We start from the raw sequence: 15277 nt of genomic DNA on the forward strand, positions 1-15277 counted from the left end.
CTATGAAAGCACTCTGTGTACAATCACCCCATCAGCTGGTCATAGAAGAAAGGCCCATGCCGGTTATTACGAACGGGAACGAAGTGCTGGTAAAGGTAAAAGCTGCCGGTATCTGTGGGTCGGATGTACATATTTATCATGGCAGTTCACCCGTGGCCAGCTACCCGCGTGTGATCGGACATGAGATAGCAGGTGAAATTGTGGCAATAGGCGATGCTGTAACAGGTTTGACTGTTGGAGACAGGGTGGTGATGGATCCTGTGATCCATTGCGGCAGTTGTTATCAATGCCGTATTGGCCGCCGTAACGTTTGCCGCAACCTGAAAGTAAGATCGGTTCATGTAGATGGAGGTTACCAGGAATACATCGTGTTGCCGCAACAAAGCGTGTATGCAATACCTGCCGGACTTTCCTGGGAAGAAGCGGTGATGATTGAACCTTTTACCATTGCAGAACAGGTGTGTTCAAGAGCAGCGCTTAAGACAGAAGATATCGTATTCATAATGGGAGCAGGTCCTGTGGGGTTAAGCATCCTGAAACGCGCGAAGATGGCAGGTGCCACTTGTTATATATCGGATATACTAGGCTCAAGGCTAGAACTGGCGCAGAACTATGGGGCCGATGCGGTTATTCAGGCGAAACAGGTGGACCCGCAAGCCGAGATCGTGCGTTTAACGGAAGGCAATGGCGCCACTGTGGTGATCGATGCGATTTGTTCAGTAAGCTCTTTTGAACAGGCAATCATGTGTGTATGTGCTGCCGGCAGGGTGATAACACTGGGTTTTGCAAAAGAACCCTCTGCCATCAGCCAGTTCAGCATTACGGCCCGAGAGATCGATGTCAGGGGATCAAGGTTGCACAATAACTGTTTTCCCACCGTGATTGATCATTTTACAAACGGGAAAATACAGGTTGCAGATATGATTACACATCGATATCTGTTCACGGAAATACACGATGCGCTGAAGCTGATTGAAGATCCGGAGGTAGAAAAAGGAAAAGTGGTGTTGCTATTCTGACAAAAAAAACCGTGCTTTTGTTACCTAATGTGATATATAAAACGATTTATCAGCACACCAAGGCACAAAGGCACGGTTACGAGGCTTTTAATATTTAGTAACCCCCGGTACAGCAATAGGATAAAAGCCATCTGCACCTGGCAATACCGGTGGAGTCGCATCCCATGCAAAAACCTTAGGCATGATATCCAGGCCGGAGTTGATGGCTTTGTCCCAGCTTACTACCTGTCCGCTATACGTAGCCATTCTTCCCAGGATAGAGGTCATAGTACTCTTTGCACCATTCTCGGCATCCTCAAATTTGTACTCGCCCTTAGCGATGGCGGCAAACAGTTCGTCATGCTCTACCTGGTAGGGATTCGGTTCTCCCTTCGTGTCGAAATGGTATACCACATTACCCGCAGCATCCGTGATATTTGCAGCGCCGCAGAAGATCTTACCCTTGGTGCCGATGAGCAGTTCATCCACCTTACTCATGGTGCCGGGTATATGACGGCATTGGCTGTTCAGTATGGAGCCATCTGCGTAAGTGAACTCAACATAATGATGATCGAAGATCTCGCCATGGTCCTTGCCTTTGCGTACCTGGCGACCGCCCATACCTTGTGCTTTAACCGGGTAACTTCCCTTGAACCAGTTGATCACATCAATGTTGTGGATATGCTGTTCGTTGATATGGTCTCCGCAGAGCCAGTTAAAGTAATACCAGTTACGCATCTGGTATTCCATTTCGGTTTGTCCTGGCTTTCGCGGACGTACCCATACGCCATCATTGTTCCACCAGGCCTGGGCCGAAGTGATGTCGCCGATCATCTCCTTCCGTTTGTACAATTCGCGGTAAGAGCTTTGGTAATGGCGTTGTAAACCTACTACCACATTCAGTTTCTTCTGTTTGGCAATAGCGGCTGTGGCCAGCACTTTCTGCACACCTGCCGGGTCGGTGGCTACCGGTTTTTCCATGAATACATGTTTACCCTGTTTGATGGCTTCTTCAAAATGAATGGGCCGGAATCCGGGTGGCGTGGCCAGTATCACCACATCGGCCAGCGGAATGGCTTTGGCATAGGCATCAAAACCGGAGAATTTTCTTTCCTCAGGAACATCAATGCGTTTACGCTCTTCCGCGGTTTTGGGATCCGCGCTATTGGTGAGCGATTCATAACATTTATCCAGGTTGTCTTTGAAAGCGTCTGCCATAGCCACCAGTTTTACATTCTGTTTGCTTTTCAGCGCCTGCATGGCAGCACCGGTACCGCGACCTCCGCAGCCGATAAGGGCCACTTTGATCACATCATCCGATCCGGCAAAATAATTGGCTTTGGAAAGCAATGGCGCAGCGATCAATCCGCCGGCGATCAGAGAACCCTGTTTTACAAAGTCCCTCCTTGATGGGTTTTTGGAAGCATCGTTTTGCATACTACTGTTTTTTAAAGTTTATCGACCCAGGTATTTTTTAAAGAATTGGTTGATCTCTGCTGTGCCGGGTTGTTTCAATGGCCTTACCAGCCGGATACCTACCCAGCTGGCATCTGTCAGCCACCACTTGCTTTGCGGGATCTGCGGATCGCGTACATTCCATTCCGGATCGGATGCCGTACGGTTGGCACTCCGCAGTTCACCGGCCGTACTGGCAAAACCACCACCCCTTAGTGTTTTGGGATATTTCTCTTTGTTGGGGGCTACTGCCGGATCTTTGGAACCTGCGGTAAGACTGGCATACCTGTTTGCTTCATAATGATCCAGGGTCCATTCCATTACATTGCCCAGCATATCATATAACCCCCAGGCATTGGGCAGTTTCTCACCTGTTTTGTGGTATCTGTCTTCACTGTTGCCGGCATACCAGGCATATTGATCCAGTTGGGTGCTGTCGTTACCGAAATAAAAAGCAGTGGAGCTTCCCGCACGGCAGGCATATTCCCATTCGGCTTCAGTGGGCAAACGGTAGAACAGGCCTGTTTTGTTATATAACCAGCGGCAGTACATCAATGCGGCCATCTGTGACATGCTGTTCACCGGGTACCCGCCTTCCTTACCCATGCCCCAGCTGAGATCAATGTACTGAGGACTGGGCCGGGTAATGGCATCCACATCATCATTGGCGCTGGTATTCTCGTCTTTAAAAAAAACATCGAATGCATCCCGCGTTACTTCATGGGCGCTCATCCAGAAAGCGGAGATGGCGATTTTCTTTTGCGGACCTTCATCTGCATCCCGTCTTTTTTCAGTGGCAGGGCTACCCAGCAGAAAACTACCCGCGGGTATCGGCTTCATGACGAAAGTCTGGTTGCTGCCCGGTATTTTCTGTTCGTAAGTGCTGAATGGATTTGCCGTATGCTGAGAGCTGGCAGTTATCAGCAGGAAGGAAAAAAACAACAGGAGAACAACTCTTTTCACTGGGTATTATTTGAGTTGTCAAGATACTGAATTAATAAAATCAAAATCGAATTCATTATTGTGGAACAGAAGTAGATGTGTAACCGGAAGTGTTGATGATCTTTTGGGAGAAATGATCATCTGTACGTTGAGTGGGTTGCTGCAGTGAAAAACAAATATTTTGTGATTTGCTTTCAAACTGTACTGTAACTTAGCTCTTATACAACAAACAGGTTTGAAATGTTGCACCTTTAAATGTTGTGATTTGCTTTCAAATTGTAATGTAACTTAGCTCTTATACAACGGCATTAGGTATGATGTGTACATTGGCGTTGTTGTGATTTGCTTTCAAATTGTAATGTAACTTAGCTCTTATACAACACAGCCAATCCATTAACTGAATGGCTGCTGGTTGTGATTTGCTTTCAAATTGTAATGTAACTTAGCTCTTATACAACACTACGAACTGGAAGAAATAGCACCCAATAGTTGTGATTTGCTTTCAAATTGTAATGTAACTTAGCTCTTATACAACTGATTACACTTTTAACATAAAATCCATTAGGTTGTGATTTGCTTTCAAATTGTAATGTAACTTAGCTCTTATACAACTGTACGCCCAATAGGGATTGCCTAGACTGTGTTGTGATTTGCTTTCAAATTGTAATGTAACTTAGCTCTTATACAACATACCCGGTTTTGATCAGCTCGATATCCGGGTTGTGATTTGCTTTCAAATTGTAATGTAACTTAGCTCTTATACAACCTGTATCATCTGCTCGATCACTTCGATGTAGTTGTGATTTGCTTTCAAATTGTAATGTAACTTAGCTCTTATACAACACATCAATTTGTGAGTATAGCATATAAATGTTGTGATTTGCTTTCAAATTGTAATGTAACTTAGCTCTTATACAACACCGGTGCCTCTTACCCCTACGATCAATATGTTGTGATTTGCTTTCAAATTGTAATGTAACTTAGCTCTTATACAACCGTCTGCTGTCGCTGAAGGTGATTCTTTGTGTTGTGATTTGCTTTCAAATTGTAATGTAACTTAGCTCTTATACAACCATCCCACAGCTGGGGATCACCAGCCAGGAGTTGTGATTTGCTTTCAAATTGTAATGTAACTTAGCTCTTATACAACTTTTACATTACCAGTAAACGTAGCCCCACTGTTGTGATTTGCTTTCAAATTGTAATGTAACTTAGCTCTTATACAACGGTTACGTGGGCGTAGATGTACCGGCGCTGGTTGTGATTTGCTTTCAAATTGTAATGTAACTTAGCTCTTATACAACATGTACTTGGTTTGCACCCGTTCAGCCAGGGTTGTGATTTGCTTTCAAATTGTAATGTAACTTAGCTCTTATACAACAGCGGCATGGGGTAGCCTTCGCCGATCCAGGTTGTGATTTGCTTTCAAATTGTAATGTAACTTAGCTCTTATACAACAATAATACACAACACAATCGCATGGTTGCCGTTGTGATTTGCTTTCAAATTGTAATGTAACTTAGCTCTTATACAACGTGGTTAACCTTGCATTATATGCCGTATTCGTTGTGATTTGCTTTCAAATTGTAATGTAACTTAGCTCTTATACAACATTACCGGGCCGCTCGATGAAATCAAAAGCGTTGTGATTTGCTTTCAAATTGTAATGTAACTTAGCTCTTATACAACACCGGTTGGTTCAACTGCAGCAGCTTGTCAGTTGTGATTTGCTTTCAAATTGTAATGTAACTTAGCTCTTATACAACGCGATTAAGATTGTTTTGCGCATGTGGCTAGTTGTGATTTGCTTTCAAATTGTAATGTAACTTAGCTCTTATACAACGTCCTGTGCATTGATACGATCATCGAGATTGTTGTGATTTGCTTTCAAATTGTAATGTAACTTAGCTCTTATACAACAACCTTGTAAAGTTGTAACCATCATAAACTGTTGTGATTTGCTTTCAAATTGTAATGTAACTTAGCTCTTATACAACAAACAAAACTGTTTACATCTGCGATGAATGGTTGTGATTTGCTTTCAAATTGTAATGTAACTTAGCTCTTATACAACCGAACATAAACAGAATCACACCACTTCATGTTGTGATTTGCTTTCAAATTGTAATGTAACTTAGCTCTTATACAACATCAAAATAATCGGATAAACCGGGAACGTAGTTGTGATTTGCTTTCAAATTGTAATGTAACTTAGCTCTTATACAACGCGGCAGGCAATCAGAACTGCGTTTATAAAGTTGTGATTTGCTTTCAAATTGTAATGTAACTTAGCTCTTATACAACAAGGATATTGATGGTAATTACCAGTTTTGTGTTGTGATTTGCTTTCAAATTGTAATGTAACTTAGCTCTTATACAACGCCTTCCATTCCAGGCAGTCGGCCGGTGTAGTTGTGATTTGCTTTCAAATTGTAATGTAACTTAGCTCTTATACAACTTTTCCGCAAGTATTGGCAGATGGCCAGGTGTTGTGATTTGCTTTCAAATTGTAATGTAACTTAGCTCTTATACAACCAGGTTTTCAAGATTGTTCAGCTTTTGCGTGTTGTGATTTGCTTTCAAATTGTAATGTAACTTAGCTCTTATACAACCAACGGGGCAGTGAAGGCACACACACGCGCGGTTGTGATTTGCTTTCAAATTGTAATGTAACTTAGCTCTTATACAACTACACGCTCTTTGAGAGTGGATGCACCTGTGTTGTGATTTGCTTTCAAATTGTAATGTAACTTAGCTCTTATACAACTACAAATATGATGCAACCTACGATGAAGAGTTGTGATTTGCTTTCAAATTGTAATGTAACTTAGCTCTTATACAACAGCCCCTGCTGGTGCTGATAGGTTAAGGCGGTTGTGATTTGCTTTCAAATTGTAATGTAACTTAGCTCTTATACAACTGGTATCACAAAGATTGTTTAACATTTACCGTTGTGATTTGCTTTCAAATTGTAATGTAACTTAGCTCTTATACAACATGACATCGAAAACAGGTATCAGTATTTGTGTTGTGATTTGCTTTCAAATTGTAATGTAACTTAGCTCTTATACAACCAATGAAAACACCACGCCAACCCTGGGAGGTTGTGATTTGCTTTCAAATTGTAATGTAACTTAGCTCTTATACAACATGCATCATGTTTTCTATCTGAAATTCTTAGTTGTGATTTGCTTTCAAATTGTAATGTAACTTAGCTCTTATACAACATGAACGATAACACAGTTACACGTGCGGAGGTTGTGATTTGCTTTCAAATTGTAATGTAACTTAGCTCTTATACAACACTTAGAAAAGCAAGGGCAAACGCTTTTGCGTTGTGATTTGCTTTCAAATTGTAATGTAACTTAGCTCTTATACAACTAACGGTAATCAGTTGATCACCTTGCTCGTGTTGTGATTTGCTTTCAAATTGTAATGTAACTTAGCTCTTATACAACTTGATAACATCATGGCTCACACAGCCGTGGTTGTGATTTGCTTTCAAATTGTAATGTAACTTAGCTCTTATACAACCAGGAAGCCCACTTGTAAACCCGCCTATATGTTGTGATTTGCTTTCAAATTGTAATGTAACTTAGCTCTTATACAACGAAGGCTTAAAATGTTGACGTGAGTAAACAGTTGTGATTTGCTTTCAAATTGTAATGTAACTTAGCTCTTATACAACATCTTCGTTAAGTTTGGTCAGCTCTTTGCTGTTGTGATTTGCTTTCAAATTGTAATGTAACTTAGCTCTTATACAACAAAGAACAACGAAGGGCACTACCAGCCAGAGTTGTGATTTGCTTTCAAATTGTAATGTAACTTAGCTCTTATACAACTTGGATGGTGATTGGTTCGTTGTAGTCGGTGTTGTGATTTGCTTTCAAATTGTAATGTAACTTAGCTCTTATACAACACTACCGAACAGCAGCCACAACCTGCACAGGTTGTGATTTGCTTTCAAATTGTAATGTAACTTAGCTCTTATACAACTTACAAAATGTGTGTTGTTCATAAGTTATAGTTGTGATTTGCTTTCAAATTGTAATGTAACTTAGCTCTTATACAACTTATGCTTTTCGGCTGCCGTACGGTTGCTGTTGTGATTTGCTTTCAAATTGTAATGTAACTTAGCTCTTATACAACATGCATCATGTTTTCTATCTGAAATTCTTAGTTGTGATTTGCTTTCAAATTGTAATGTAACTTAGCTCTTATACAACCCCTTCAATCCAGACAATGTGAGCCTTTGGGTTGTGATTTGCTTTCAAATTGTAATGTAACTTAGCTCTTATACAACGGGTTTGACTAAAAGCCTTATCTGTATTGTATTTTAGCCTGAAAACAGGATGAAAAAAAGGGTGATCCCACCTGTTTTTCTCATCCTGTTTTCAGTTATAAACCTGTCCTGTACAGGTATACCAGCCATCCCCAATCGGGATATTATCAGAACATTTCCAGCTGTTGTACGGGACTTTGGGTGTTTTGCGGGTCTTTTCCATAGAAAAGTTCTACCATTCCGAACTGTTTGTCGGTGAACTGGAAAATACCAATATGCCCTTTTACCGGTAAGAAGCTTTTTACCCGTTTAATATGTACATCTGCATTTTCTCGGCTGGGACAATGCCGCATATAAATGCTGAACTGAAACATCTGGAACCCATCAGCCAATAATTTTTTTCGGAAAACCGCATAGGCTTTCCTGTCTTTTTTGGTTTCGGTTGGCAGGTCAAACAGTACCAGTACCCACATAATGCGGTAAGCATTTAAACGTGTATGATAATGCCGGCTCATACCAGGTTGGCAAATGCCGGATAGTCTATTTTTCGTATCCTGCCCTCAAAACATTTAGACAGGCTGGCGGTGGTCTTTTGTACGGCCACCATCAGCGGACTTTTCTCTTCCCGTATCAGTACATCCATGGCAGGGATCTGTAGCAGTATTTTCTTCATGTCGGGGCTTAGTTCCAGGAACAGTCCGTGCATACGTGTCATGTCCCATACCAGTTTATCCACGAAGGGGCGGTAAGGTTCCATCAGGTCATCCGCCAGGCAATACGCATTGTACTGGTTCCGGTGAAAAATACCCAGTGTGGGCAATAGGCCGCTTGCCACAATATTGCGTGCCACAACCGCTCGTAAAATGGCATATCCGTAATTAAGCAGGTTATTAGGAGGCATGCCTTCCCTTTCCCGTTTAAACCCTGCGCCCACGGCAGTATTGGTGAACAGGTGCTTCCAATAATAGGCTGCTGCTGTTCCTTCCAGGTTCTCCGGGTCGCCGCTTTTCACTTCTGATGCCCAGTTCTGCATATTTTTTACAGGGATCCGGTGCCATTCCAGTAAGGTTGCCTGGTTCCTGATCTTGGCGGTAATGGTTTGCTGCCACAATTGTTTTTTAAGCGGGATCGTTGCTTCCAGTTGTGCCTGGAATTTCTGGCTTTGCAAACTATGCCCGTCCAGGTTCAATAATAAACCGGTAGGGTGGTGGGTATTATCGCAGGTGACCAGGGCCACATTATTGGCGAGAAGTTTGGCGATCAGGGCCTGGGTTATCGTGATCTGCTGGTTATCCAGGATCAGCACGCCAATATCTTCTATGGGAACCTGTTTGGTTTCACCACTGTCCAGACCTTCAAAAACCAGTTGCTCATGCTGTGTTTTCAAGTAGGCGGGGTTACCGAAATAGAGGGTTCGTTTTATCATAAGACATAGTTGATGGAACCGGAAATCAATCAGCAGGGCAGGCTTGTTCAGACGACTAAACCTGCCCTGCATTATAAGATCAGGCATTCGTGTTGGGTTCTTTTGCAACGCTATCGGCCGGCTTTACCAGCCTGCCCACTAAAAGGGCATTATACTGGTCTACCAGTGCATTGATCTCATTGCCTGCTTTGGCAAAGGGTTCTGCCCCCTGGTTAATGGTGAAATAAGCATCTATATGATTGCGTAATGCATAATAGGCGTTGGCCACATTTACCCTTTTCTGTTTGATATTATCCGGTGACGCGGCCCCTATTTCCTGTGTGCGTGAGATATAACGGGTATTGAATGCCGTATTGGCCTGTTCCAGCTCCGTTAACCAATCACCAACCTGCAAGGAGGCAATTGCGGCTTGCAGTTCCGGTTTCTTTTTCCAGTCGCCAACGATACTGCTGATGGTGGCCGTCTCGCTCATATAATTGTCCCTGGCTACGCCTGCTCCATATAGTTTCAGGTTAGCCTGTAACAGGTTGGCCGGGTTGCGTATGGCTGGATTAAAATGGTAAGTAAAGGCATTTATCAGTGCTGAAATACCGGTAACCGCTTCATCGCGGCGAATATCCAATGCGATAATTTCTTCTGTTACAGGGTTACTGCGGTCTGTTTTGAATAGTTCCTGTAAGGAAGCATACTCAGTCTGCAATTGCGTAAACTGACCGGATACCTGTAAACGGGCCGGATCGTTCAGCGATACAATACCCAGGATATCGGAAATGAATTGCAAAAACTCACCGTTGCGGAGTGTTTGTAAAGGGATGCTGTTGATCATGATTATCAATATTTTGTGTAAATGGATACGGATGATATCTGTTTTGCCGGGAAGCCGGTAACAGTCCTGTTTTGCCCATTCTATCCTTATAGAAATGTAAATGCAGGCCTGTAAACGGTTCCCCGGAAGATAGAAGGCCGGATCTGCTATGCAGCAGGTTATCTATGGGCATAGAAATGCGGCAACCCATCTGAATGGGAATGGTAACAGGAGGGGAGCGGGAAATGAACAGACAATACATAACGTGACTGTTTTATAACAGTACCCTATTTGTCAATACCAACAGTCTTGTTCAGTTCCGGTTTATCTGGTCAGTGGGGGAAGCCAGGGGGCGCAGCCGGTTATTTATTCGTTGATCTTTACAATCTCGCCTAATGCGTTTAATCTGATTTTTATAGGGTTTCTTTCTTTAAATGCATCAAGACTTTGAATGATAATAAGTTTTCCGATTTTCTTTGATAATAACTCTCCGCCATTCTTTTTATCATCGGTTGACGTTTCTAGGTGATGTCTGAAACAATAATTTTTTGTCGCAATTTTTTGAACCCTAAATAATTGCGGACTTATTTGTTTGAAATCTTTCGTCGATAATAACTTTTGTAACTCGTCAATAGTAAATCCAAAAACGAAAACCTCATTTTGCGATAGACTTGTCATAAATTCCCAATCATCCCTGGGTAATTTTTCGAGAATCGTTTGATTGTCGAAACCATCAATTAATATCTGGTCCCATATACCTGAAGGATTTTTGATGACAATGGGCAGGTTGTTCTTTTTCCTTTCCAGTGCATCCCAGAAAGTAACAACATTCTCCTGCAGGTTGCCCTCTTTGTCTTTATAAAGGGCAATATGGTGGTTGTTCCGGGTGCTTACAAAGTCTATGGCTTCGCCTTCCAGATTTCTATGCAATGGCGTGAGGTCGGTTAATCCGGTAAAACAGCGTACCGCTTTAATGGGTATTTGTTTCTTTTCGTGCAACCAGATCGGGTTTTCCAACAGATTTTTAAAAGCTTCTTTTGGATTATTGTTATGCTGTTGCAGTCTTTCCTTAACCAGCTTTTTAATGTTTTCATCAACAATATATTCGGCATCAGCAGCTTTAAAATTGCCATCCAGATTGTATCGTACTACAAATTCATTCTTAAATACGGAGATCTTTTTAAGATGATCGGGTAAAGGACTTTTGGCAGTATCCGCAAATGCTTTTTTAGGGTCGTTATTATTTGCTGCAAGTCTTTGCTCCAGCTCAGTTCGAATGGATGGATGAACGATGCTGTCCCACCGGTTGAATTTGGGTGTAAGAGCCAGTTTTTCGAATCTTTTGATCTGCCCATATACGGTTTCTTTGTGCAGGAAACCCCTTGGTGTCAGTTCCTCGGTTTCTTTTATGAGTTTGTTATTGCTGAAGATCCTGTTTTTGTTTTTGGTAAAAACTTTCTTTCCTGCTTTGTAACTGACTAAGATCTGTTCAGTTGCATTCATGACATCCTTCACAAAACCTTTCCAGGGTTCGGGAAATTTATAGCCGCTTTCTTTCAGTTCCCGCTGGTTGGCATGGTTCTGGTTGAGCCGGTTCAGTTTCTGTATCATACCCTGGGTAGTTAACGCAACCACCAATGCGTCAATGGCATGGTGTCGTTGATCATCCCGTTTACTCCAGATGTCTTTTTTAATTTCTTCTGTTTCGTGGATGCTGCCATCTGGTTTTTGGATGGTTTTGGAAATGGTTAATCCCGCTTTTTTATATTTCTCAAAATTCAAGTGTTGCAATACCCTGTTGATACCCCAGTTTTCCCGAAGGTAATCGGTTACACTGCCACTAGTACTATATACCCTGTAAGATATTTCCTGTAACAAACCTTTAACTTCCCTCGCTATATAAGCTGTTTCACGCATTTGCCTGTTAATGAAGTCGTCCGGTATTTTATCGCCTGGCATCAGCAAATAGTTCAATTTGGTCCGGCTGATACCCTCTTTTTTGAAATGGTGTTTTTTTACAAACTCCGTATAGTCATGAAATTTTTGCTCTCCTAATGAATGAATAAAATCAAAAGCCGTCAGGTTATCTTTTTGCTTATTTAAAGCAACACGGGCAATGGTTTTATTGGCGAAACTGTCGTCAAACAGCCTGCTTTTAGGAATAATATGTTCTACTTCATAATCGCCATTAAATAATTCTCTTAACTGTACCGGGTGATTGGGTTCGTAGGGAGAAACTCCGCCAAATTCATCAAACAGTTTTACTTTTTCAATGTCTCTTCTGCTCACGCTGGTGAATCCCAATTCTCTTTTTAAACGCTCTGCTATGGCTTTGTGTTCGGTGTCCCGTTTATTATTACGGCTGAACGTGTTATTCCTTTGTTCGGCATTTTGTTTTAGCTCTCTGCCTAGTTCAACCCTGATCTCAAATTTGTCATTGTCGCGGTCTTTACGACTAACAAGCCCGCTTTTTTCATCAATAATAGTATTGACCAGGTTAATGATCTGGTTGATGATTTTTTCAACAACGGGGTTTCTTAATGTGTTCTTAGCATAGAGGTTTAGTTTGTCTGCGAGTTCCCGGGATAAATTTTCAGCAGTCGTTATGGAATTCGAATGGTTGTATCCGGCATAAAAACAGGCTTTGTCATAAGTATGCCCCTGCATCAGCTGCGGGATGATTTTCCGATAAGCTTTGGCACTGATACTGCCATATCCGGTTTTGGAAAAATCTATTTTGGACAGGTTTTCGGCTTGTTGCGGTGAGAACCCGAAATCATTCACCAGGTGCCTGATTAAATGTTCTGGTTCTTCAATGGAATATACTAAATGCCATAAGCGGTAAAGAGGTTGCTTCTCAACACTGGAGTCAATTACGGGTATTTCCCTTACTTCACCTGTTGAATAGTCGGTAAAGTTTTTATTAATGATAGTGAGGTCTAACTGTAGACAGTCAGCTTCGTCATCCGTAATTACTTTGCGGAATGCTGCGCGCGTTTTATTGCCTTCGATCTGGTCTTTTTTCAGGTTTGTATAATAATTATCGGATGGAGTAAGGCCGAGTTTTTTCTTTAGTTCTGTAGTGCTGATTTTCTCCTTTTTGTTTAATTCATCAAATAAAAGTTGTTTTTGTTCCTGTGTCAGTAGTATGTCTGATCCCGACTTATCCCGGATTGTAAGGTGGTTGATATCCTGCCAGATCTTGGCAATCTGGAATAAAGGGTTACTCTTGGCGATGGCTTTGGGCTTGATTTTGATTTTTTGTCCGGCATCATCCATTAAAAAAGAGCCATTTTTATCTTTTGCATAGCTATATTCAAATAAGCAGTCGCTGATCAAATGCTTTTGACTTTTTAAAGGCCTTTGAAAATAGATGATCTCGTTAAAAAACTTACGGAGATTAGATTCCGTGAGGATGTTGGGATAATAGTTTTTTTGTTTGTTCCAGATAGCTAAAAATTCAGCTTCATAGCTTTTTCGTAAAAAGATGTTTTCTTTTATCCGGAAATGGCTGTTGGTTTGTAATTGTTCATGGAAATATTGCCCGATCGTTAACCCTTTTACCCGAAGATGTTCTTCGCGTATGTTGATCTTATCCGTATAACTTAATTTTTGGGGCTTCTTTTCCTCAGATGGTGCATTGACCGTTATGGGCTTTGTTTCCTCTTCGTTATTGGCTTTCCGGTTACTTTTATATCCTCTTTTTTGGTTTAAATGATAAAAGATCCTGCCTATTTCCTGCAAGCTGAGTTGCTGGTGAATGGCTTTATCCCGTAAAGAATATAAGTCAAGTGCATTCAATCTGAAAAGTGCCTCATCGGGCATCATCTCCAGATCGCGTAGCAGAGAGGTTAATTTGTGTTTCCGCATTTTATAACGATGGAAACCGCGCCTGACCCCTCTTTTTATTCTTCGGTCAGCATTTTTGCTGATGGCATTTCCTTTCGTGAATTCATCCGCTTCGGTGGGATTTAAAGGGATGATGCGACTCCCCATCTTAATAATCCTGTATTGCTCATTATCAGTTTCCGGTTCGTGTATCAATGCCCACCCGATTGAATTTACACCTACATCAAGGCCTAAAATTATTTTCATAGAATAAATATTAGTTCTATATTTAGCTTACAATTTGAAGCAAATCACAATAAGGTTTTACCGTTGTGAAAACATTTTAGCCGGGGTCATGCCTCGGCTTTTTTTATGACAACTATTATTGAATGTCTTTGGCTTTCGACATTTCGGGGGGAGGGAGGATGAATAAATATAAATAACCTTTTGGAAAATTCAATAGAAATTATCGGGCAATTGTTGGGGCTGATACAGCTGTTCTTGCATCAATTTACTTTTTCCAATACCTCCCAAACCCCTGTGTAACATGATACAAGATCCGATTGTTACGCAATTCTGTGATCAGCAGTTCCGCTCCTTTTTGGACCGCCAGCTTTTTTGCTTCTGCGATAGACAGGATGCTGCAGGCAGTAGCCAGCCAGTCGGCCAGAGCGCCATCGTCTGCTATCACGGTCACATTCCGCTGTGAAGCGATCCCGTAACCGGTTCTGGGATCTACAATATGCGAATACTTTTTTCCTTTATGTTCTATGTACTGATATACATCGCCGGAAGTGGCCACCGCTTTGTTTTGCAACAACAGCCTGCGGGGCAGTAGTTCGTCTGTATTTTCAGGAATGTTGATAGCAATGGTCCAGCCCCTGCTACCCGGTGGTGCCTGGCTCATGGCCATATCTCCGCCCGCATCCAACAGGGCCTGTGTGATACCTCTTGCCTGTAAAAAGCGGATCACTTCCTGTGCCGTATACCCTTTGGCAATACCGCCGAGGTCGAGCAGCATGCCTGTTTTTGCTAACAGGATACTCGAATCAGAAGGGTTCATCTGCACCTGCTCAAATCCTACTGATTCCCTTGCCCGCATAATATGGCTACTGTCCGGAAATATTTTTTCTTTCCTGGCTTTTCGCCACAAACGGCTCAGCGGCCCAACCGTAATATCAAAAGCATGCCAGCTTTGCTGATAAGCTGCTTTGCTCTGTAAAATGACTTTCCACAATCTGGAAGAAACAGGACTGGCTGTTTTTCCTGCCTGTGCATTCAGCCGGCTTAATTCGCTGCTGCTGTCGTAGTCACTGAAGATCCGGTTCAGCGAATCCACCAGCGCAAAACATTGTGTAGCCAGTGAAGCGGCTTTAACGGAATCGTCCGAAACCAGCACCAGGTTGAAGGGAGAGCCCATTTTCTGTTGGGTAAAATGAAATTTCCGTGCCTGCGCATGCAGCTGTCCTGTTAACAGCAGCGTGGAAAAAAAGAAAAGGATTTGTTTTTGCAAAGTGCCGGTTTGTTACAGTGATATCAGT

At 42.2% G+C, this 15277-nt stretch carries 8 protein-coding genes and 1 CRISPR repeat array; of the genes, 1 reads left to right on the forward strand and 7 read right to left on the reverse strand.

Going from position 1 to position 15277, the window contains the following annotated elements; all coding sequences use genetic code 11:
* Nucleotides 1–2 precede the first annotated feature (2 nt).
* Entirely contained in the window at nt 3–1019 is a 1017-nt protein-coding gene (locus ACH3Y6_RS08390; protein WP_490835151.1) for a zinc-binding alcohol dehydrogenase family protein, read from the forward strand.
* Nucleotides 1020–1106: 87 nt separating this feature from the next.
* Here the strand turns inward: ACH3Y6_RS08390 and ACH3Y6_RS08395 are convergent, their stop codons facing one another.
* The 7 genes from ACH3Y6_RS08395 to ACH3Y6_RS08425 form a co-directional block, all read right to left on the reverse strand.
* Entirely contained in the window at nt 1107–2435 is a 1329-nt protein-coding gene (locus tag ACH3Y6_RS08395) for a Gfo/Idh/MocA family protein (protein WP_490835152.1), read from the reverse strand.
* 18 nt (nt 2436–2453) lie between these two features.
* Nucleotides 2454–3416 (reverse strand): formylglycine-generating enzyme family protein, encoded by a 963-nt coding sequence (locus tag ACH3Y6_RS08400; protein WP_490835153.1) that lies wholly within the window; start codon nt 3414–3416, stop codon nt 2454–2456.
* A gap of 159 nt (nt 3417–3575) precedes the next feature.
* A CRISPR array of direct repeats spans nt 3576–7698; the repeat unit is 47 nt; unit sequence GTTGTGATTTGCTTTCAAATTGTAATGTAACTTAGCTCTTATACAAC.
* 146 nt (nt 7699–7844) lie between these two features.
* On the reverse strand, nt 7845–8192 hold the full coding sequence (gene cas2 / locus ACH3Y6_RS08405) for a CRISPR-associated endonuclease Cas2 (protein WP_490835154.1): 348 nt from the start codon (nt 8190–8192) through the stop codon (nt 7845–7847).
* Complete coding sequence (gene cas1, locus ACH3Y6_RS08410) at nt 8189–9103, reverse strand: type II CRISPR-associated endonuclease Cas1 (RefSeq protein WP_490835155.1); 915 nt, start codon at nt 9101–9103, stop codon at nt 8189–8191. The genes cas2 and cas1 overlap by 4 nt, the downstream gene beginning before the upstream one ends.
* Nucleotides 9104–9182: 79 nt before the next feature.
* A complete protein-coding gene (locus ACH3Y6_RS08415) occupies nt 9183–9929 on the reverse strand; it encodes a DUF6261 family protein (RefSeq protein ID WP_490835156.1) in 747 nt (248 codons plus the stop codon).
* A 345-nt stretch (nt 9930–10274) separates the two neighbouring features.
* Nucleotides 10275–14003 carry a type II CRISPR RNA-guided endonuclease Cas9 gene (cas9, locus tag ACH3Y6_RS08420; RefSeq protein ID WP_490835157.1) on the reverse strand — a complete coding sequence of 1243 codons (3729 nt, stop codon included), beginning with the start codon at nt 14001–14003 and terminating at the stop codon, nt 10275–10277.
* 244 nt (nt 14004–14247) lie between these two features.
* Complete coding sequence (locus ACH3Y6_RS08425; protein WP_490835158.1) at nt 14248–15249, reverse strand: FAD:protein FMN transferase; 1002 nt, start codon at nt 15247–15249, stop codon at nt 14248–14250.
* Between the last annotated feature and the right edge of the window lie 28 nt (nt 15250–15277).

It is taken from the genome of Sediminibacterium sp. FW305-C-269 (assembly GCF_058231045.1).